Source organism: Bradyrhizobium sp. B117 (assembly GCF_038969555.1).
Lineage (GTDB): Bacteria > Pseudomonadota > Alphaproteobacteria > Rhizobiales > Xanthobacteraceae > Bradyrhizobium.
Genome location: NZ_CP152414.1, coordinates 988,432 through 1,007,699, shown reverse-complemented (window position 1 = coordinate 1,007,699; position 19,268 = coordinate 988,432). Strand labels below are relative to the sequence as shown.

The following is a 19,268-nucleotide window of genomic DNA, read 5'->3' as shown; positions in this document are numbered from 1 at the left end:
TCCCCCGCAAGGCGGGAGGGAGCGCACCTGTCTTGTGGTGGGTGCGTTGCCTCATAGTCCTCTACAGCCTGATCGTGCCCTCGATGATCTTGGTAAACGTCGCTGAATCGAGCGCGGCATAGGCGCCGGATTGCGGGTCGAGCATGAACAGCGGATCGGAAATCGCAGCCGGATCAAATCCCTCCCGCGCCAGCTCGCCCTTCTTCTGCTTGAAGGTCTCGGTCGCATCGAGCTCGCGCGAGATGCGGATGAAGACCGGCCGGGCATAGGCCGGCAGGCGCTGCGCCAGGTGCGCCGGCAGCGCTTCGATGTCAAAACCCTCGTTCACCACGATGGCGCTCATGCCGGCGCGGCCATCGTTATCGGGGATGCTAACGCCGTAGGTGGTGGCATCGATGACGCCGGTGAAATCGCGCACGGCGTCGTTGACCTCCGAGGTCGCGACATTCTCGCCCTTCCAGCGGAAGGTATCGCCGATGCGATCGACGAAATGGAAAAAGCCCTTGTCGTCGAGCCGCATCAGATCGCCGGTGCGGAACCAGGCGTCGCCCTTGGCGAACACGTCGCGGAGAATCTTCTTCTCGGTCTCGCCGGCGTCGGTATAGCCCTCGAAGCGGCCACCGCCTTCGTCGGCCGTGCCGATGCGGCCAATGGCTTCGCCGGCCTCGCCGCGGGCGCAGGCGATGCAAAAGCCATCTTCATTGCGCAGCGGCGCGCCGCTATCAGGATCGAGCTTGACGAGGCTCGCCGGGAAGCGATGCGCGAGCAGCGGCGGGATGCGGCCGATCGCGCCCGGCTGGCCCTCGACGTTGAACAGCGAGAAATTACCTTCCGTGGCCGCATAGAATTCGAGGATACGCGGAATGGCGAAGCGCGCCTGGAAATCTTCCCAGATGTCGCCGCGCAGGCCGTTGCCGCAAGCGAGCCGCAGCCGATGGCGGTTCTCGTATTCCGACGGCGGGGCTTTCAGCAGATAGCGGCAGAGCTCGCCGATGTACTGGAACAGTGTGCAGTCGTGCCGCACGATGTCAGACCAGAAGTTCGAAGCCGAGAACTTTTCCGCGATCACCACCGAGCCGCCGGCAGCCAGCATGCTGCACGGCGCGACGATGCCGCCGACCGAATGGAACAGCGGCAGACAGTCATAGAGCCGGTCCTGCGGCGTGGCGCCGGTGAGGCCGGCGAACCAGAAACCCCAGTTGAGGATGCGGCGATGGCTGATGCTGGCGGCCTTTGGCAGTCCTGTCGTGCCGGAGGTGTAGATCAGCAGCGCGCGGTCGTCGATGATGACGTCGCCATGCTCGTCCGGCGACAGCGGCGCATCGTCGAGCGCGGCAAGCGCGACGTCGATGGCGCGCTCGCTGCGGGCATCGCCGTGGGTCCAGATCGTGGCTTGCGTCGTCAGATGCGGCGTTGCGCTCGCCAGCACCTCGGCGAGCTGATGCGCAACAATGATATGCGAGGGTCTTGCGACGTCGATGCAATGCGCGAGCGACTGTCCGACCAGCTTGGTGTTGATCAGCGCTGCCACGCCGCCGACCCGGCTGATACCGAGCCAGGCCGCGACATAGTCGATGCCGTTCGGCATGATCAGGGCAACCGTATCGCCCTTGGCGACGCCGACCGAGCGTGCCCAGCGCGCATAGCGGTTGATCCGCTTCGACAGGCCGTCGTAGTCGAGCGTTGTATCTTCCGCGACCAGTGCGATGCGGTCCGGCTGGCGCTGCGCCCAATCGTCGATGACGTCGGCGAACAGGCGGCCCGGCAGCGTCTCGATCCGTGCCGTGAGCTCGATGGCCTTCAGCCAGATCTTTGAAGCCGAAGGCGCACGCGCGGCCTTTGGTTGCTCAATGACGCCGGGGGTCATGCCGTTCATTCTTTCGGAACGTGTCTGCAGGTAGCGGCAGCTTAGCCCGCGCGTCCTGCCCAGGTGTTAAGAGACAAGGTAAAAGCCGGTTAGTGCGCGATTAACTCCAGTCATCCTTTACCAAGCCGACGGGATCGGCGTGCGGCGTGGCGCAATTCTTGCGATAGCCAAGTAACGAAGCCGCGCGAGCATCCTTACCCTCTCCCCTTGTGGGAGAGGATGGCGCGCGCAAGCGCGACGGGTGAGGGGTCTCTCTCCACACAGACAATCTTGCGAGTGGAGAGAACCCCTCATCCGGCGCTTCGCGCCACCTTCTCCCACGAGGGGAGAAGGAAGAGGAGCGTGCGGCAACTTCTGTTTCTTCGTGGAGGCTTCCATGATCACCAGACGACATTTCCTTCAGGCCGCTACCTGCACCGTCGCCACGCTCGCAGCGCCGCGCGCCTTTGCGATCGGCAACCCCTCCTATCCCTCGCGCAGCGTGAAATGGGTCGTGCCTTATGCGCCGGGCGGCGCGACCGATGTGCTGTCGCGGCTGCTGTGCCAGCGGCTGTCCGACCGGCTCGGCCAGACCTTTGTCGTCGAGAACAAGCCGGGCGCCGGCAGCAATATCGGGACGCAGGCCGTGATCACCTCGGCGCCCGACGGCTACACGCTGCTGCTGACCTCGACCGCGAATGCGATCAACGCCTCGTTCGATCGCTCGCTGCCGTATGATTTCGCCAAGGCGATCGCGCCGGTCGCCGGGCTCGCGCGCATTCCGCTGGTGCTGGTCGTCAACAACGATTTGCCGGTGAAGAATATTGCCGACTTCATCGCCTATGCCAAAGCCAACCCGGGCAAGATGTCGATCGCCTCGTCCGGCATCGGCACCTCGCTGCATCTGTCCGGCGAGCTGTTCAAGTCCCTCGCCGGCGTGCAGTTCACCCATGTGCCCTATCGCGGCTCGGCGCCGGCCCTGACCGACGTGATGAGCGGCCAGATCCAGGGCATGTTCGACAACGTCACCTCGTCGTTCGAGCTGGTGCGCGCCGGCAAGCTGCGCGCGCTCGGCGTCACCACGCGCGAGCGCTCGGAGATCCTGCCCGACGTGCCGCCGATCGCGGACACCCTGCCCGGCTACGAGACGAGCTCTTTCTACGGCGTCGGCGCGCCGCACGACACGCCGCGCGAGATCGTCGATCTGCTCAATCGCGAGATCGACACCGCGCTGTCCGATGCCGAGATCAAGGCCCGCATCGCCGAGCTCGGCGCAATCCCGCTGCACGGCAACGCCGGCGAGTTCGGCAGCATGCTGAGCGCGGAGACCGACCGCTGGCGCAAGGTTGTGGAATTGTCGGGGATCAAGAAGGAGTAGCGGCGCGGAACGCGGATTGCGTCCAGGCCATCCACACCCACCATTCCTAGCGGCTTGCCGAAATATCCCGAGCGCGGGCATCTTGCCGCGTCATGACGACCAAATCCCGCGAGCGAATTTATGGTGCGTCCGTCCGGGCGGCGGCAGAACGCGCTGCCAAGGTCCGCAAGGAGGCCGATCGTCTCGCCTGCGAGGCCTGGAACCAGCGCATGCTGGGGTTTCAGGGCCCCGCACAGCCCTCACCGACGCTCGGCGACGCACTCAACGCGAGCTACTGTTATCTTGAGGTCAAGTGCCTGGGCTGCGAGACGCATCAGACGGTAGCACTCGACATCGTCAGGCGGAGGAAGTCGACGCCGATCCACGAGCTCGAGCGGGCCATGCGCTGTCGCCAGTGCTCGGAGCTTGGGGGCCGTCCCTACAAGCGCAGCCATCTGGTGGCGCTACGCACGACAAAGATCTCCGCAAAAGATCCGCGCTCGAGCTGGTGGCCCGGCGAGCGGTGATCGCGCAGAGCTAGCCGCCGCGCCTGTAGCGCGCGCGGGGCAACGGCGCGTTGACCGGATAATACGGGTTGAGATCGCAGGTCGCGGGGCGGCCGGAGGCCGTGGCGCGGCACTGCGGCACCGAGATGAAGGAACAGTCGTACCATTCCCCGCCGCCGCCATTCGCGCCGGAATAGACGTGCATGCAGACGGGATAGCGCGGATCGAACGTCTGCGCCTGCGCCGGCGCAGCCGCAATCAATGCACCGGCGATCACCATCAGAGCGAATGAGCTGCGCATGACAAGCCTCCCGCAGAGCCGCATCGCCGATCGCTAGTGCTGCTTCTTGTGACGCTTGCGCGGAGGCGGCGGCGGTTCGTCGAAGGCGTAATAGGGATTGAGGTCGCAGCTGGCCGATCGGCCCGAGGCCGTGGCGCGGCACTGCGGCAGCGAGGTGAAGGAGCAGTCGTAATAGTCGCCGCCACCGCCACCGAAGCCGCCCGGCGAGTAGACGTGCATGCATACCGGGTAGCGTGGATCGTAGGTCTGTGCGCCGGCGTCCGCCGCGACAAACAGCGAGGCAATCGCGGTCAGGGTCAAAATCGGCAAGCGCATCGGACATTTCCTCGAATCGGTAACAACGGCACGCGGTATGTCATTTCGATATGGCACAACGGCGTGCAAGAAGCGATTGCTCTCGTTCATACCTCTCCCGCTTGTGACGCGCGGCGAAACGGATGAGACATGGCGCCGCGACAGCATCACGGTGCGCATGCGGTGGGCACGCTTCCGCCTTCGCTCTTCGAGCTAAGGCGGACAAGTCGCCTTGCCCACCCTACGCGGTCTGTGTGCGTGGCGTCAGCCCAGCCCCTGCAGCACCAGCCGGTTCAGCCTCGCTGCAAACGCGGCCGGATCCTCCGGCAGCTCACCGTCCAGGATCTGCGCCTGCTCGAGCAGGAGCAGGCTGAGGTCATCGACCGTGTTGGAGCCCGCCTGCGCCTTGGTGATCGCGCTCACCATGGGATGACGCAGGTTGATCTCGAGGATCGGCTTGGTGCGCATGCCGCGGTTCTGCTGCGACAGGATGCGCTCGAGCTCGCGGCTCGGGCCCTGGCTGTCGGCGACGAGGCAGGAGGCGGAGCTGGTGAGACGCGTCGAGGCCTTGACGTCGCTGACTCGCTCGCCGAGCGCGGCCTTGATCACCGCGATGGTGGCGGCTTCGTCCGCTTCAGGCTCGTCCTTCTTCGCCTCGTCCGCGGCGTCGACGCGCGGGATCAGGTCGAGATTGAGATCGCCCTGGCTCAGCGACTTCAGCGGCTTGCCGTCGAACTCCGACGGCATCGAGGTCCAGAACGCGTCAACCGGATCGGACAGCAGCAGCACCTCGATGCCGCGCGCGGTCGCCGCTTCCAGCCGCGGATTGGACTTCAGCCGCTCGATGCTGTCGCCGACGAGATAATAGATCTCGGTCTGGTTCGGCTTGAAATCGGCGATGATCTGCTTCAGCGAGCGCTTTTCGCCCGAGGTCGTGGTGAAGCGGGACAGCGCCAGCAGCTTTTCGCGCCGCTCGAAATCCTCGTAGATGCCTTCCTTCAGCACCGCGCCGAAGGCGTCCCAGATCTTTGCAAAGTTGTCCGGGTCCTTGTCGGCAAGGCCTTCCAGCTCGGACACGACACGGGTCGCGACCGCCTTGCGGATCTGCGCCAGCTGAGGATTGTTCTGGAGCATCTCGCGCGAGATGTTGAGCGGCAGATCCTCGCTGTCGACCACGCCGCGAATGAAGCGCAGATAGCCCGGCAGCAGGTCGGCGTCGTCGGTGATGAAGACCCGGCGAACATAGAGCTTGACGCGGCCCTTGCGGTTCGGCTCGAACAGGTCGAACGGCTTGGTCGAAGGCGCGAACAGCAGCACGGCGTAGGAGTAGCGGCCCTCGGCGCGGTAGTGCAGCGTCATCGCGGGATCGTCGAAGGCGGATGCGATCTGCTGATAGGCCTTCTTGTAGTCTTCCGCCGTCAGCTCGGATTTCGAGCGCTGCCACAACGCGCTCGCCGAGTTGATCTGGCGCGGCTCACCCTCTTCTGGCACGAGCTCGATGGGGAACAGGATGTTGTCGGAATAGGCGCTGACGATGCGCTCGATCTCGTAGGTCTCGAGATATTTCTTGGCGTCGTCCTTGAGGTGCAGGACGATCTCGGTGCCCCGCGCCACACGCGCCGCGTCCGCCTCGCTCGCCCGCGCGATCTCGAAGCCGGAGCCGCCGGAGGACGTCCAGGTCCAGACGTCGCTCTCGCCGGCGCGACGGCTGATGACGACGATCCTGTCGGCGACCATGAAGGCGGAATAGAAGCCGACGCCGAACTGGCCGATCAGCCCGAGGCCGTCCTTGGCCTCCTTCAGCTTCGACACAAAGGCCTTGGTGCCGGAGCGGGCGATGGTGCCGAGATGGTCGATCAGCTCCTGCCGCTCCATGCCGATGCCGTTGTCGGCAATAGTGAGCGTTCCAGCCGCCTTGTTCGGGATGATGCGGATCTTGAGCGCGTCGCCTTCGCCCAGCAACGCGGGACTTGCGATCGCCTCATAGCGCAGCTTGTCGCAGGCGTCCGACGCGTTGGAGACGAGCTCGCGCAGGAAGATGTCGGTCTCCGAATAGACGGAGTGCACCATGAGGTGCAGCAGCTCGGAAACCTCGGCCTGGAAGGGCTGCGTATGCACAGCCGTATCTGACGTCGTCATGCGTTTACCCGGTCAATCAAAAGGGAAAGCCGGGATATAACGCGACTGGACAACGGATCAAGAGGATGTGAGCGCCCCTATGACGCCGGTCCGTCCGCCGGGGGCGATCAGGTCACGCAGCGACCGGGCTGGAGCAGCCTTGCGACCTCGGTCAGCGAGCTGACCATCGGCTCGCAGGCGACCGTCGGCTTGTGGCGGCCCTGCTTCTGGTCCTTGTCCCTGAGCAGCATCGGCGGCGGCTTGGCGTTGCCGGTCTCGATCACCGCGGGGACCCGCAGCAGCACCGAGGTGTCGGCAAGGTCGTTCAGCCGCATCGACACGGTGCGGGTGGGAACCGGGGCCGGCTTGATCCCGGCGAGGCGGTCGGCCTTGCTGGCGCGATTGACGTTGTGGTCCGGCTTGTCGGCAACCGCCTGCCAGCGGTCGGCCAGATCGTGGCCGGAGGCCAGCTGAACCGCGCCGACCTGAACCGCAGCGAGCGTCGCGGCAATTGCGACGGCGCCCAAAAATATCTTTTGAATCTGTGACATGGCTAAATATCCCTCGCCCCATGGCGATCGCGGGAACAACGCGACGAGAGGACCGGGAGTTCTCAGCCGTTAAGATCACTTAACCGTGTGCACAAATCACCGCAGGCGGCACAAAAAATTTTGCAACCGCCTGGAACGACTTTCGCGCCCGAGAGTCGTCTCAACAGCCGGCTATTCCCCCCTGCCCCATAAGCCGGCGACGTAGGGCGCGACTGTGGTGATGCCAGTCGCGCCTTACTTTTTTCTGGGGCTCACTTCTGTCTGGGGCTCACTTTGCCTTCCCCGCGAGCCACTCCCGCCCTTCGGCATAAAGCTTCTCGACCTCGGGCCCGATCAGGCCCGGCATGTCGCGCTTGACCTTGTAGCCGATCAGCTCCTGCATGTAGGCGAGATGGCGGTAGCCTTCGGGCAACGCGGCCAGCGCCTGCTGGTCGAGGCGGAGGGATGCTGCGGGATCGACCGGGTCGATACGGTCCTTCTCATAGATCGGCTGGCGGCGGACGATGCCCCATTTTCCCTGCCGCTTCTCCAGGAAATCGTAGAAGCGGCCGGTGCAGACGACGTCGCAGAGCACGTCGTGCACCAGGGCCCGCTGCGAGATCGTCATCTTGGTTTGGGCAATGGCCCGCTCACCCGCGAGATCGATACTGGTGCCGCCGAGGAAATGCAGGATGCGCACGCCCTTGGCAAATCCCTCCTGGCTGACGCGCATGAAATCCCGCGCCGGTCCCTGAAACCAGGTCGCGGACATCCAGCCCTCTTCGTGCCAGACCGTTGCAAAACGCTCCCAGTCCCCGGCATCGCGCCACACCGCCCAGTTTTCGACGAGGTCGCGGATGGCGAGGCGATCGAGCAGTTGCTGGTCCATGATGCGAAATCTCCTGGCGGCTTGAGGTCGCTATGGGTGTCATCGGTCCGACGTATCAACGAGGCAATTTGCTCGCCGTCAAGCGGGCTCCCAGCCCATCGAGCTACCCACATCGCGAACGCGATACGAGTGGCGAGCCTTGCAATCAACCTGATGGCGACTACTATCCGCCCCGATGCAGATGAAATTCCCCTTGCTGACCGCGTTTCTCGGATTGTTGGCGGCGTTCCCCGCACATGCACAGTCGGATTTGCAGGTCGAACGCGCGACCGCCTGGAAGGCAACGCTGGCGAAACACATTGCCGGCAACAAGCTGCTTCCAATTGAAGGGCGAGGACAAACGATCGATGGGCGGGGGCAAGCTGGCCGCGCCAAGATCACGTTCGTCATCGACCGGTCCGGCAGGCTGATATCGCGGGCATTGGATGCGAGCTCCGGCTCTCGGCAGGTCGATGTTGCTTTGCTGACAATCTTCGATCGTGCCCAACCGTTTCCCGAACCGCCATCAGAGCTGAAGGAGGAGACATTCTCGTTCATAGCGCCGCTGGTCTTCAGCGGCCGTCATTTCGACCTGGTACCCTACGGGTTGGCGGCGAGCGTGCCGACGCCTGCCTTCGCGGCGTCCGACGCCATGGACGCGTGGCGCAAGGCGGTTACCGAACATGTAGGGCACCACAGGAGGTTTCCGCCGGAGGCGATCGGTCAGAGGGGCGATACCGGCGTCACGTTCGTCGTTGATCGGTCAGGCAAACTGATCTCGAACACGCTGGTCGAAAGTGCCGGAATCCCACCTCTCGATGCAGAGACGCTCGCTATGGTCGAGCGATCCGTGCCGTTCCCGAAACCGCCCGCCGAGACGAAGGACGATTTGCAGAGGGTGACCATCCTCATCACTTTCGACGGGACGCAGCCGATGGGCGGACCATGGGCGGACGAGGCCAAGGTAAAGGCCAAGGTCAACAGCGTCTGCCGAGGCTGCTGAAAGAAGTGCCGGCAAAACAAAAACGGCGCGTCTTGCGGCGCGCCGTTTTCTTGTTAGATCGAGTCTTCTTACGCCGCAGGCGCCTTGGGCGTGCGGTTGCGCGAGTTGCGCTGGAAGAACAGCGCCTGGCTCGCCACCGCGGAGACCATCGCGGGCTGGAACGGCTTCGAGATCAGGAACGCCGGCTCGGGGCGCTCGCCGGTGAGGAAGCGCTCGGGGTAGGCGGTGATGAACACCACCGGCACCTCGAAGGTGCGCAGCAGCTCGTTGACGGCGTCGAGGCCCGACGAGCCGTCGGCGAGCTGGATGTCGGCGAGGATCAGGCCGGGCCGCTTGTTCTTGGCCAGCGCCACCGCATCGGCATGGGTGCGCGCGACGCCGACGACGTTGTGGCCGAGATTCTTCACCAGGCTCTCGAGGTCCATGGCGATGAAAGTCTCGTCCTCGATGATCAGCACGTCGGTGGCGATCTCGGCCGCCATCTCGCGTCCGGCGGCATCGGCCAGCCGGCGCGTCTCGCCGACGTCGGTGCCGAGGATGTAGGCGACTTCCTCTTCCGAAAATCCCTCGAGCGAGAGCAGCAGGAAGGCCTGCCGCGGCAGCGGCGTGATGTTCGACAGCCGCCGCTCCGGCGGCATCGGCAGCGTCGTCACCTCGGCATCATCGTTGACGGAGACGGAATTCCAGATCTGGGTGAACAGCCGGAACAGGCCGGCACGCGGCCCATGGCTCTCGTCGAGCACCGACGGATCTCCCAGCATGGCTTCCAACATGGCTGCGACATAGGCGTCACCGGAGGCCTGGCTGCCCGTCAGGGCGCGGGCGTAGCGGCGCAACAGCGGCAAGTGTTCAGCAACAAGCTGTGAACGGGACATCCCCACTCCATTCATCTTCGGGCCAGCCTTGAGATCCAACCCTGAGGTCAGGCGATACGCGGGGGGCCCGGGTTCCCCTGCTGGGCTGTTTACGCATCAGGCCAATAAAAGTTCCGCAAGGCGCGGAACTTTTTATCTCACGTCGCATTGTGCCTATCCAGGGAACGGCTCCCGGTTGAGAAAACTTCTCTATTTTACAGTCACTTAACTCGGGGAAACGTGGAACAGGTCATGAAAGATCTCAAATCTCAAGCCAGCAAAAGCACGACCCCCGGCAAGGGAGGGCTCACTCCGGAGATCCAGTCCCGGATCGGGCATCAGCTCCGCGCCATGTACGACGACGTCGTGCGGCAGGGGGTTCCCGACCGGTTCGCGGAGCTCATCAAGAAGCTTGACGCGCCGGGAGGCGGATCTCACGAAGAGAATGTTGCTGGGGGCTCCAACGACAACAACAATGGGAGGGATTAATGCCTCTCACGGACTCCCTGCGTAACGACATCCTGGCGGCTGTGCCGAGTCTGCGCGCGTTCGCCATCTCGCTCAGCGGCAATGCGGACCGCGCCGATGATTTGGTGCAGGAGACGCTGCTGCGCGCGCTCGCCAACATCGACTCGTTTCAGCCCGGCTCCAATCTGCCGGCGTGGCTGTTCACGATCCTGCGCAACCTTTTCCGGTCCGACTATCGCAAGCGGCGGCGGGAGGTCGAGGATGCCGAGGGCAATTACGCCAAGACGCTGAAGACGCAGCCGTCGCAGAACGCGCATCTCGAGTTCGAGGAATTCCGCACCGCGCTCGACAAGCTTCCGCAGGACCAGCGCGAAGCCTTGATCCTGGTCGGTGCCTCGGGCTTCTCCTACGAGGACGCGGCTTCGATCTGCGGCTGCGCGGTCGGCACCATCAAGAGCCGCGTCAATCGCGCGCGCTCCAAGCTCGCCGCGCTGCTCTATGTCGACGGTGCCGAAGATTTCGGGCCCGACGAGACCGTGCGGGCCGTGATCGGCGGCAGCGGCGGCTAGCGGCAGTCATCGGATCGAGACGAGACGTGAAGGCGGCCGTTTCTGCGGCCGCCTTTGCTTGCGTGGATCTCGGCACTCAGCGCGGCGAAGCCTGGCGTTCGATCACTCCTCGACGAAGGTCACGGTGTCGGCCACGCTGGCGCGCGAGGTGCGGTAGCTGTTGACCTTGTGGGTTGTCGGCATAGCCGAACGAGATGCCGCAGACGACGCGGCGGTCGTCGGGCAGATTGAAATGGCGGCGGATCAGGCCGGAGTGACGCGCCAGCGCCGCCTGCGGAATGGTGCCGAGCCCGAGCGCCTGCGCGGCCAGCATGAAGTTCGAGACATAGGCTCCGCAATCGATCGCACCGTAGATGCCGAGTGGCTCGTTGGTGTGGATGATGGCGACATGCGGCGCGCCGAAGAAATTGTAGTTCTCCAGCGCCTGTTTCGCGTAAGCCGTCTTGTCGCCGCGGGCGATGCCGAGCGTGTTGTAGAGCCGGAAGCCGCTCTCGCGGCGGCGTTCCAGATAGACCCCGACATATTCGCGCGGCGGGATGAAATCATAGTCGTCGCCGAGGCCGCCTGACGCTTCCTTGTAGATCAGCTGACGAAAACGCTCCTTGGCTTCGCCGCTGGCGATGATGACCTGCCAGGGCTGGCTGTTGCACCAGGACGCGGTGCGCTGCGCGGTAGTCAAGACATGCTCGATGGTGGCGCGGTCGACCTGCTTGGGCAGGAAGGCGCGGACGGAGTAGCGCTCGTTGAGGAGCTCTTCGAGCACGCCGATGCGGTCGTTTTGTTTCACGTGTGCGTCCATGGATCAGCTCGCGCTCTTCTCGTAGGGTGGGCAAAGGCGCATCGCGCCGTACCCACGGACAGACTTTCCCCGGCGCATCTGCATATGGTGGGCACGCTTCGCTTTGCCCACCCCACGAGATGCAGCGAGAGGGGAGATCACCGCCCCTTGGTCGGGATCTTGTTATACGGCACGTCCTTGTCGACACGGATGTCGCCGGGCAGGCCCAGCACGCGCTCGGCGATGATGTTGCGCAGGATCTCGTCGGTGCCGCCGGCGATGCGCATCGAGGGCGAGGACAGCAGCATCTGCTGGAACTGGCCCTGCACCGTCTCCTCGTCGCTGCCGGTGAGAACACCGGCCGCGCCCTGCAGGTCCATCGCATAGGTCGCGATGTCCTGCAGCATCATGCCCGAGACCAGCTTGCCGATCGAATTCTCCGGCCCCGGCCGGTCGCCCTTCGACAGCGCCGAGATCGTACGATAGCTGGTATATTTCAGCCCGCTCGACTTCGCCGCCCAGCTTGCTAGCTTCGAGCGCACGGCGGGATCGTCGATGGCGAGCCCGTCCTCCAGCATCAGGTTCGCGCAGAACTCGAACATCTCAGGCACGCCGGTCGCGAGCCGCGCGCCGATCGACATGCGCTCGTTCATCAGCGTCGTCAGCGACACGCTCCAGCCCTCGCCGACCGCGCCGAGACGCTGGCTGTCGGGGATGATGACGTCGGTGAAATAGACCTCGTTGAACTCCTGCATGCCGTTGGCCTGCTTGATCGGTCGCACCTCGACGCCCGGGCTCTTCATGTCCAGGAAGAACATGGTGAGTCCCTTGTGCTTGGGCACATTCGGATCGGTGCGCGCGATCAGGAGGCCATAGTCGGAATAATGCGCGCCGGAAGTCCAGATCTTCTGGCCGTTGACGACCCAATTGTCGCCCTTCTTCTCCGCGCGGGTGCGAAGCCCCGCGACGTCCGAGCCGGCTGAGGGCTCGGAGAACAACTGGCACCAGATCTCCTCGCCCGAGGCGAGCTTTGGCAGGTACCGGCGTTTTGCATCTTCGCTGCCGAAGGCCATCACGGTCGGACCGCACATGCCCTCGCCGATCTGGAACGGCTGCGTCAGCTTGCCGTAGACGCCCTCCTCCTGCTGCCAGATCACGCGCTCGATCGGCGTCGCGCCGCGGCCGCCATATTCCTTCGGCCAATGCAGGCAGGCCCAATTGCCTTCGAACTTCTTCTTCTGCCAGGCCTTGCCGACATCGACGATGTCATGCTTGGCAAGCCGGATGCGGCCGAGCGAGGACTTCGACAGCTCGGCATGCAGCTCCTTCGGCGCATTGGCCTCGACCCATTTGCGTGCGGTCTCGCGGAACGCGGCTTCCTGCGGGGTGTCGTCGAAATTCATTGGCGCTTCCCTTTTCTTCGTAGGGTGGGCAAAGCGAAGCGTGCCCACCGCCTTCTAGAGGTGGGCACGGCGCTGCCGCGCCTTTGCCCACCCTACGATTTCATCTGCCCTTCGTCGGGATCTTGTTGAACGGCACGTCCTTGTCGACACGGATATCGCCGGGCAGGCCCAAGACCCGCTCGGCGATGATGTTGCGCATGATCTCGTCGGTGCCGCCTTCGACACGCGTGCCCGGCGCGCGCAGCAGCATCGCCTGGAAACGGCCGGCGAGCTCGGCATCCTCGCCGCTAACCACGCCCGCCGCGCCCTGCAGATCCAGCGCGTAGGTCGCGACGTCCTGGATCATCGAGCCCGCAACCAGCTTGCCGATGGAATTTTCCGGACCCGGACGCTCGCCTTTCGACAGCGCCGAGATCGCGCGCATGCTGGTGTATTTCAGCCCGCTCGCCTTCACCGCCCAGTTCGCGAGCTTCGAGCGCACCGCGCGGTCCTCGATCGCCGGACCGTCGTCGAGCATCAGGCTGGAGCAATATTCGAACAGCTCCGGAAAACCGGTCGAGACGGCCGCGCCGATCGCGCTGCGCTCGTTCATCAGCGTGGTCAGCGAGACGTTCCAGCCGTCACCGACCTCGCCGAGACGCTGGTGGTCGGGGATGCGGACATTGGTGAAATAGACCTCGTTGAAATCGGAGGCCCCGCTCGCCTGCTTAATCGGCCGCACCTCGACACCAGGGCTCTTCATGTCCAGGAAGAACATGGTGAGGCCCTTGTGCTTGGGCACGGTCGGATCCGTGCGGGTGAGCAAGATGCCATAGTCGGAATAATGCGCGCCCGAGGTCCAGATCTTCTGGCCGTTGATGATCCAGTCGTCGCCGTCCTTTTCCGCGCGTGTACGCAGGCCCGCAACATCGGAGCCGCCGGCGGGCTCGGAGAACAGCTGGCACCAGATCTTCTCGCCGGAGGCGAGCGGCGGCAGATAGGTGCGCTTATGCTCCTCGCGCGCGAACGCCATCATGGTCGGCCCGCACATGCCGTGGCCGATGATGAACATGCGGGAGAGCTGGCCGAACGGCCCTTCTTCCTGCTGCCAGATCACGCGCTCGATCGGCGATGAGCCGCGGCCGCCATATTCCTTCGGCCAGTGCAGGCAGGCCCAGCCGGCATCAGCCTTTTTCTTCTGCCAGGCTTTTGCGACCTCCAGAATGTTGGCGTTCTTGAGCACGGTGCGGCCGAGCGAGGATTTGCGCAGCTCGTCCTCGTATTGCTTGGGCGCATTGGCGCCGATCCAGGCGCGAGCAGTTGCGCGGAACTCGGCTTCCTGCGGGGTGTCGTCGAAGTTCATGGTTCTCAGTCCTCGGCCGCGCCGTTCATCTCGTAGGATCGGTAGAGCGCAGCGAAACCCATCTCTTCCAATCCTTGCGTGGCGATGGGTTTCGCTTCGCTCTACCCATCCTACGCACTGTCGTTATGCCGCGTTCTTCTTGCGCATGCGGTCGATCAGCTGGTCTTCCCAATAGGAGAGGCTGCCCAAGCCCAGCGCCATGGCGTTGGCGCGGCGGTAGTACATGTGGCAGTCGAACTCCCAGGTGAACCCCATGCCGCCGTGAACCTGGATGTTGTTCTTGGCGCAGTGCTGGAACGCCTGCGTTGCGCTGATCCGCGCGGCGGCTGCCGCTTCCGGCAGCTCGGCCGCGTTGGTCGAGAGCGCCCAGGCGCCGTAATAGCTGTTGGAGCGCGCCAGCGTCGCCGAGACGTACATGTCGGCGAGCATGTGCTTGACCGCCTGGAACGATCCGATTTGGCGCCCGAACGCGATGCGGTCGAGCGCGTAGTCACGGCCCATCTCCAGCGCGCGGTCGGAGCCACCGACCTGCTCGAAGGCACACAGCACCGCCGCGCGGTCGAGCACTTGGGTCAAGATGCTCCAGCCTTCGCCGGCTGCACCCAGCGGCTCGGCCTTGCAATCCCTGAAAGTGAGCTCAGCCTGCCCGCGGGTTGGATCGAGATTGGTGAGACTCTTCACCTCGACGCCGCCGTCCCTGAGGTCGACCAGGAACAGCGAGATGTCGCCTTCGCGCCCACTCGATCCCGTGCGCGCGGCAACCACCGCGAAGTCGGCGATCGCGCCATCCGCCACCGGCTTCTTGACGCCGTTGAGCACGCCATTCGCCGCCGTGAGCTCGACGTTCTTCGGCGCCGGATTGCCCTTGCCCTCGAACAGCGCCAGCGTGCCGATTGCATCGCCGGATGCGATCGCGGGCAGCCACTTCTTCTTCTGCGCGTCGCTGCCGGCGATCAGCAGCGCTTCGGCGGCAAGATAGACGGTCGAGGAGAACGGCACCGGCGCATTGGCCCGGCCCATCTCTTCCGCGATCACGCAGAGTTCGAGATGACCGGCGCCCGCGCCACCAAACTCTTCCGGGATCGCGACGCCGAGAAACCCCATCTCGGCGAGCCCCTTCCACAGCTCCTTGTCGTAAGGCGCCTTGCCGTCGAGCACGACACGCACCGCCTTGGGCGAGCATTTTTCGGCGAGGAATTTGCGCGCCTGATCGCGGAGCTGCTTTTGATCGTCGGAGAAGTCGAAGTTCATGGCGGGCTACCTCTTATTCGTTGTCATTATTTGTGCCGTCATTCCGGGGGCGCGCGTAGCGCGAGCCCGGAATGACGAGGTGAGAGAGTTGCGCACTCATCGCAGCACGATCACATCCTGATCCGGCTGCTCCGCGTAGAGCCGCTCGACCAGTGCGGCGCGGCGTTCGAGGCCGGCGCGCTGGTTGATGTAGCCCTTGTCGGTGAGCTCATTGCCGTCGATCGAGGGCGGCTCGACCATCAGCATCGCGCGGGCGATGACGCGGCTGCTGGCGCCTCCGCATTCCCTGTTATGTGCTTCCAGCCCGCGCTTGAAGCAGGCGATCACCTCGGGGTGCTTCACCGCATCCTCGAAGGTCAGCTCGGGATTGCCGACAAGCTGACGGCACGCATGCAGATTGGGCCAGGCGAGCAAGCCAATGGAGCATTGATCCTGCCCGGCGACCAGCGCGTCATGCACGACGGGCGTCGCCGCAGCGATCGCATCGGTGCGGAGCGAGCCGACATGCACGAACGTGCCCGTGGTGAGCTTGAAGTCCTCGACCACACGGCCGGCAAAGATGATGCCCTTCACCGGATCGGCATCGTCGAGGAAGATGCCCGCATCGCCGATGCAGTAAAAGCCTTCCTCGTCGAACATCTTCCTGGTCAGATCGGGCTGCCCAAAGTAGCCGGGCGTGACGTTGACGCCGCGCAGGCGCAGCTCGTATTTCGAGCCGCACGGCACCATCTTCAATTCGACGCCGGGGAATGGCAGGCCGATCAGGCCGACGCGTTCGGTGTCCCAATAGGTGCCGGTCGAGGTCGGCGCGGTCTCGGTCGAGCCCCAGCCGGTGTAGAATACGATGCGCTCGCCGGTGGCCTTCACGGCGAGGGCCTGCATGCGATCGTAGAGATCGTCGGGCAGCCGCGCGCCGCCATAGGCCATGATCGACAGGTTCTTGAAGAACGAGCGGCACAGTGCATCGTCCTTTTCCATCGCCGCCGCGAGCGCGGCGTAGCCCGCCGGCACGTTGGCGTAATAGGTCGGCGAGATCTCGCGGAGATTCCTGATGGTCTCTTCAAGCTGGCCCGGCATCGGCCGGCCGTCATCGATATAGAGCGTGCCGCCGTCGACCAGAACGGGATGGAACGCCGCGTTGCCGCCCATGGTGTGATTCCACGGCATCCAGTCGAGCACGACCGGCAGCGGGCCGCCCGGGATGCGCGGCCGCACCTGCATCATCATCGCCGCATTGGCGCACATCATACGCTGCGTGTTGATGACCGCCTTGGGCATGCCGGTCGAGCCCGACGTGAACAGCAGCTTGCCGACGGTGTCGGGCGTGATCTTCGCGATGGAGTCCTCGACATCCCTGGTCACCGGCGTTGCCGCGAGCTCAGCGAAGCTGACGCTCTTGACGCCCTCGCAAGGCCGCAGGACGTGAACGACGGTGACGCCGGTGAGGTCGATCGCCCTGAGCGCCTTCTCGAAGGTCGGGCCGTCCTGCACCATCACGACGGCCGGCTCGATCAGGTCGAACAGATACTTCAGCTTGACGTGATCGTGGCTCATCAAGGAGTAGGCCGGCGACACGGGAGCTGCGGGGACGCGCGCCTGCATCGCGGCCTGCGTCATCAGCGCATGCTCGATCGAATTGCCGGAGAGGATCGCGACCGGACGTCCGTCGAGCCCGAGATCGAGCAGCGCCTGCGTCAGCGCATCGACAGTGCGCTTGGCTTCGCCGTAGGAGACCTTGCGCCATTCGCGGTTGGGACCGCCGCGCTGCGCGAGCCATATGCGCTCGGGCGCTTCCCTGGCCCATTTCGCCAGCGAAGCCGGAATGTGCGTCTCGTGAGGTTGCAACGGAATGCGCGACTTGAGCACCACCGTGCCGTCGGCGCGGCGCTCGACATCGATGTCGCGCGCGAGCCACTCGACCTTGCGAAAGGCGGGCTTTGACATGACCGCCGCCGCGCTTCCACTCATTTTGCGTCTCCCGGAATTATTGTCCTTTGCGGATCTTTGTCGTTCAGCGCTTGATATAGACAGGCTTTCGCTTCTCAAGGAAGGCCCTGATGCCTTCCGAAAATTCCTCGGAGCGGCTGCACAGGACCTGGTTGCGATCCTCCATCGCGATCACGGCTTCCAGCGATCCTGCATCGACGCTCATGTTGAGACATTCCTTTGACAGCCGCAGCCCGACGGGCGAGGCCGTCATCATCGCATCAACATAAGGCTCGGCAGCCGCATCGAGCTTGTCCTCGTCGACGATTTCGGAGACGAGCCCGACCGCGAGCGCGCGATCGGCGCCGATGAAGCGCCCGGTGAGGATCAGCTCGGATGCCACCGACACACCGACGAGCCGCGGCAAAAAATAGCTGGTGCCGATGTCGCAGCCGCCAAGGCCGAGCTTGATGAAGGCGCAGTTCATCCGTGCCGACTTCGTCGCGATGCGGATGTCGGAGGCCAGCGCCAGCGCAAATCCGCCGCCGGCGGCCGCGCCCTGCACCAGCGAGATGATCGACTGCGGACAGCGCCGCATCAGCATGACGATGTCGGCGATGCGCCGCTGCGAATCCAGCGACTCCGTAACGCCCGGCGGCTCCTGCTGCCCGGCGCGGCGCGCCATCGCCGCCTTGAGATCGAGGCCGGCGCAAAAATTCTTGCCGGCGCCGCGCAGCACGACAACGCGCGTTTCCCGGTTGCGCTGCAGACCCTGGAAATAGACGTTGAGCGCATCGATCAGCGCGGGATCGAGTGCGTTGAGACTCTCGGGACGATTGAGCGTCACCCGGTCGACGCCGTCGTGATGCTCGATCAGCAGCGGTTGGGACATGGGGCGCTCCTGCATCCGCTCTTTGAGTGGCGGTTATTGCGCCCTCTCCCCTTGTGGGAGAGGGCATGTACGTCGCTGACCACATACTCCCTTGGGTGAGGGGTCTGTCTCCGCGGAGAGAACCCCTCATCCGGCGCGCTACGCGCGCCACCTTCTCCCACAAGGGGAGAAGGGAAGAGAGCTACCGCGGCGCCATGCGGATGGCGCCGTCGAGACGGATGGTCTCGCCGTTCAGCATCGCGTTCTCGACGATGTGCACGGCGAGCGCGCCATATTCCTTGGCGTCGCCAAGGCGCGAGGGATGCGGCACCTGGGCGCCGAGGCTCTTGCGGGCCTCCTCGTTCAGGCCCATCAGCAGCGGCGTGAAGAACAGGCCGGGCGCGATGGTGTTGACGCGGATCTTCTGGCTGGCAAGGTCGCGCGCGGCCGGAAGCGTCAGGCCGACGACGCCGCCCTTCGAGGCCGAATAGGCGATCTGGCCGATCTGGCCTTCGTAAGCGGCAACCGATGCGGTGTTGATAATGACGCCGCGCTCCTCACCAACAGGCTCGATGGTGACGAGACGCTCGGCGAACAGGCGCAGGCAGTTGAAGGTGCCGATCAGGTTGACGTTGATGATGCGCGCGAACTTTTCGAGCGGATAGACGCCGTCGCGGCCGACGATACGCTGCGAGCCGCCGATGCCGGCGCAGTTCATCAGCACGCGGGCGACGCCGTGCGCGGCTTCCGCCTTCGCGATCGCGGCCTTGATCTGCTCCTCGCTGGTGACGTCGGCATGCAGCGCGACGCCCTTCACCTCGGCTGCGACCTTCTCGGCGTTCTCCTTGTTCTGGTCGATCACGCCGATCTTGGCGCCCTTGGCCGCCATGGCGCGGGCGGTCGCCTCGCCGAGACCCGAACCACCGCCGGTGATGAGAACGGCTACGTCTTTTAATTCCATGACAGGCTACCTTTCCTTGGGC

Annotated in this window: 18 protein-coding genes and 1 pseudogene; 5 read left to right on the top strand and 14 right to left on the bottom strand. The window is 64.6% G+C overall.

From position 1 onward, the window contains the following. Nucleotides 1-61 precede the first annotated feature (61 nt). A complete protein-coding gene (locus tag AAFG16_RS04875) occupies nucleotides 62-1,876 on the bottom strand; it encodes a long-chain-acyl-CoA synthetase (RefSeq protein WP_342737707.1) in 1,815 nt (604 codons plus the stop codon). A gap of 367 nt (nucleotides 1,877-2,243) precedes the next feature. Between AAFG16_RS04875 and AAFG16_RS04870 the strand changes: the two genes are divergently transcribed. Together AAFG16_RS04870 and AAFG16_RS04865 are read left to right on the top strand one after the other, a co-directional pair. Further along, entirely contained in the window at nucleotides 2,244-3,224 is a 981-nt protein-coding gene (locus AAFG16_RS04870; protein ID WP_342737705.1) for a tripartite tricarboxylate transporter substrate binding protein, read from the top strand. A 92-nt stretch (nucleotides 3,225-3,316) separates the two neighbouring features. Beyond that, a complete protein-coding gene (locus tag AAFG16_RS04865; RefSeq protein WP_342737703.1) occupies nucleotides 3,317-3,730 on the top strand; it encodes a hypothetical protein in 414 nt (137 codons plus the stop codon). Between the two features lie 10 nt (nucleotides 3,731-3,740). Here AAFG16_RS04865 and AAFG16_RS04860 read toward each other — a convergent pair whose 3' ends face one another. The 5 genes from AAFG16_RS04860 to AAFG16_RS04840 form a co-directional block, all read right to left on the bottom strand. Next, nucleotides 3,741-4,010: a DUF3551 domain-containing protein gene (locus AAFG16_RS04860; protein WP_283083751.1), complete on the bottom strand. Its 270-nt coding sequence runs from the start codon at nucleotides 4,008-4,010 to the stop codon at nucleotides 3,741-3,743. Between the two features lie 33 nt (nucleotides 4,011-4,043). Beyond that, on the bottom strand, nucleotides 4,044-4,325 hold the full coding sequence (locus AAFG16_RS04855) for a DUF3551 domain-containing protein (RefSeq protein WP_342737700.1): 282 nt from the start codon (nucleotides 4,323-4,325) through the stop codon (nucleotides 4,044-4,046). A gap of 243 nt (nucleotides 4,326-4,568) precedes the next feature. After that, nucleotides 4,569-6,443, bottom strand: a complete 1,875-nt coding sequence (htpG, locus tag AAFG16_RS04850; RefSeq protein ID WP_342737698.1) for a molecular chaperone HtpG — start codon at nucleotides 6,441-6,443, stop codon at nucleotides 4,569-4,571. A gap of 107 nt (nucleotides 6,444-6,550) precedes the next feature. Beyond that, nucleotides 6,551-6,973, bottom strand: coding sequence for a hypothetical protein (locus AAFG16_RS04845; protein WP_283083748.1), 423 nt, complete (start codon nucleotides 6,971-6,973; stop codon nucleotides 6,551-6,553). Between the two features lie 268 nt (nucleotides 6,974-7,241). Continuing rightward, nucleotides 7,242-7,841, bottom strand: coding sequence for a nuclear transport factor 2 family protein (locus AAFG16_RS04840; protein WP_342737696.1), 600 nt, complete (start codon nucleotides 7,839-7,841; stop codon nucleotides 7,242-7,244). A gap of 193 nt (nucleotides 7,842-8,034) precedes the next feature. Here AAFG16_RS04840 and AAFG16_RS04835 point away from each other — a divergent pair, with 193 nt between their 5' ends. Next, complete coding sequence (locus tag AAFG16_RS04835) at nucleotides 8,035-8,823, top strand: energy transducer TonB (protein WP_283083746.1); 789 nt, start codon at nucleotides 8,035-8,037, stop codon at nucleotides 8,821-8,823. Between the two features lie 68 nt (nucleotides 8,824-8,891). Here AAFG16_RS04835 and AAFG16_RS04830 read toward each other — a convergent pair whose 3' ends face one another. Then, nucleotides 8,892-9,698: a response regulator gene (locus tag AAFG16_RS04830; RefSeq protein WP_027562863.1), complete on the bottom strand. Its 807-nt coding sequence runs from the start codon at nucleotides 9,696-9,698 to the stop codon at nucleotides 8,892-8,894. A gap of 231 nt (nucleotides 9,699-9,929) precedes the next feature. On the opposite strand from AAFG16_RS04830, the gene AAFG16_RS04825 reads away from it, so the two are divergent. Both AAFG16_RS04825 and AAFG16_RS04820 read left to right on the top strand, forming a co-directional pair. Further along, nucleotides 9,930-10,166, top strand: coding sequence for a NepR family anti-sigma factor (locus AAFG16_RS04825; RefSeq protein WP_283083745.1), 237 nt, complete (start codon nucleotides 9,930-9,932; stop codon nucleotides 10,164-10,166). Then, nucleotides 10,166-10,714, top strand: coding sequence for a sigma-70 family RNA polymerase sigma factor (locus tag AAFG16_RS04820; protein WP_018316216.1), 549 nt, complete (start codon nucleotides 10,166-10,168; stop codon nucleotides 10,712-10,714). Before AAFG16_RS04825 ends, AAFG16_RS04820 begins: the two co-directional genes overlap by 1 nt. Nucleotides 10,715-10,816: 102 nt before the next feature. Here AAFG16_RS04820 and AAFG16_RS04815 read toward each other — a convergent pair. The 7 genes and pseudogenes from AAFG16_RS04815 to AAFG16_RS04785 form a co-directional block, all read right to left on the bottom strand. Beyond that, nucleotides 10,817-11,513: pseudogene (locus AAFG16_RS04815) on the bottom strand (nitroreductase). Between the two features lie 137 nt (nucleotides 11,514-11,650). Then, on the bottom strand, nucleotides 11,651-12,895 hold the full coding sequence (locus tag AAFG16_RS04810) for an acyl-CoA dehydrogenase (RefSeq protein WP_283083743.1): 1,245 nt from the start codon (nucleotides 12,893-12,895) through the stop codon (nucleotides 11,651-11,653). A gap of 100 nt (nucleotides 12,896-12,995) precedes the next feature. After that, nucleotides 12,996-14,237 (bottom strand): acyl-CoA dehydrogenase, encoded by a 1,242-nt coding sequence (locus AAFG16_RS04805; RefSeq protein ID WP_342737687.1) that lies wholly within the window; start codon nucleotides 14,235-14,237, stop codon nucleotides 12,996-12,998. A 123-nt stretch (nucleotides 14,238-14,360) separates the two neighbouring features. Next, complete coding sequence (locus AAFG16_RS04800) at nucleotides 14,361-15,488, bottom strand: acyl-CoA dehydrogenase family protein (RefSeq protein ID WP_283083742.1); 1,128 nt, start codon at nucleotides 15,486-15,488, stop codon at nucleotides 14,361-14,363. Nucleotides 15,489-15,584: 96 nt separating this feature from the next. Further along, a complete protein-coding gene (locus AAFG16_RS04795; protein WP_342737686.1) occupies nucleotides 15,585-17,456 on the bottom strand; it encodes an AMP-binding protein in 1,872 nt (623 codons plus the stop codon). Between the two features lie 43 nt (nucleotides 17,457-17,499). Further along, complete coding sequence (locus AAFG16_RS04790) at nucleotides 17,500-18,306, bottom strand: enoyl-CoA hydratase/isomerase family protein (protein WP_342737685.1); 807 nt, start codon at nucleotides 18,304-18,306, stop codon at nucleotides 17,500-17,502. A 181-nt stretch (nucleotides 18,307-18,487) separates the two neighbouring features. Further along, entirely contained in the window at nucleotides 18,488-19,246 is a 759-nt protein-coding gene (locus AAFG16_RS04785; RefSeq protein WP_128954145.1) for an SDR family NAD(P)-dependent oxidoreductase, read from the bottom strand. Nucleotides 19,247-19,268 lie beyond the last annotated feature (22 nt).

Bases quoted from the DNA above. Each gene is read 5' to 3' on its own strand.
- AAFG16_RS04875 (WP_342737707.1), bottom strand. From the start codon at position 1,876: ATGAACGGCATGACCCCCGGCGTCATTGAGCAACCAAAGGCCGCGCGT.
- AAFG16_RS04870 (WP_342737705.1), top strand. From the start codon at position 2,244: ATGATCACCAGACGACATTTCCTTCAGGCCGCTACCTGCACCGTCGCC.
- AAFG16_RS04865 (WP_342737703.1), top strand. From the start codon at position 3,317: ATGACGACCAAATCCCGCGAGCGAATTTATGGTGCGTCCGTCCGGGCG.
- AAFG16_RS04860 (WP_283083751.1), bottom strand. From the start codon at position 4,010: ATGCGCAGCTCATTCGCTCTGATGGTGATCGCCGGTGCATTGATTGCG.
- AAFG16_RS04855 (WP_342737700.1), bottom strand. From the start codon at position 4,325: ATGCGCTTGCCGATTTTGACCCTGACCGCGATTGCCTCGCTGTTTGTC.
- htpG (WP_342737698.1), bottom strand. From the start codon at position 6,443: ATGACGACGTCAGATACGGCTGTGCATACGCAGCCCTTCCAGGCCGAG.
- AAFG16_RS04845 (WP_283083748.1), bottom strand. From the start codon at position 6,973: ATGTCACAGATTCAAAAGATATTTTTGGGCGCCGTCGCAATTGCCGCG.
- AAFG16_RS04840 (WP_342737696.1), bottom strand. From the start codon at position 7,841: ATGGACCAGCAACTGCTCGATCGCCTCGCCATCCGCGACCTCGTCGAA.
- AAFG16_RS04830 (WP_027562863.1), bottom strand. From the start codon at position 9,698: ATGTCCCGTTCACAGCTTGTTGCTGAACACTTGCCGCTGTTGCGCCGC.
- AAFG16_RS04825 (WP_283083745.1), top strand. From the start codon at position 9,930: ATGAAAGATCTCAAATCTCAAGCCAGCAAAAGCACGACCCCCGGCAAG.
- AAFG16_RS04820 (WP_018316216.1), top strand. From the start codon at position 10,166: ATGCCTCTCACGGACTCCCTGCGTAACGACATCCTGGCGGCTGTGCCG.
- AAFG16_RS04810 (WP_283083743.1), bottom strand. From the start codon at position 12,895: ATGAATTTCGACGACACCCCGCAGGAAGCCGCGTTCCGCGAGACCGCA.
- AAFG16_RS04805 (WP_342737687.1), bottom strand. From the start codon at position 14,237: ATGAACTTCGACGACACCCCGCAGGAAGCCGAGTTCCGCGCAACTGCT.
- AAFG16_RS04800 (WP_283083742.1), bottom strand. From the start codon at position 15,488: ATGAACTTCGACTTCTCCGACGATCAAAAGCAGCTCCGCGATCAGGCG.
- AAFG16_RS04795 (WP_342737686.1), bottom strand. From the start codon at position 17,456: ATGAGTGGAAGCGCGGCGGCGGTCATGTCAAAGCCCGCCTTTCGCAAG.
- AAFG16_RS04790 (WP_342737685.1), bottom strand. From the start codon at position 18,306: ATGTCCCAACCGCTGCTGATCGAGCATCACGACGGCGTCGACCGGGTG.
- AAFG16_RS04785 (WP_128954145.1), bottom strand. From the start codon at position 19,246: ATGGAATTAAAAGACGTAGCCGTTCTCATCACCGGCGGTGGTTCGGGT.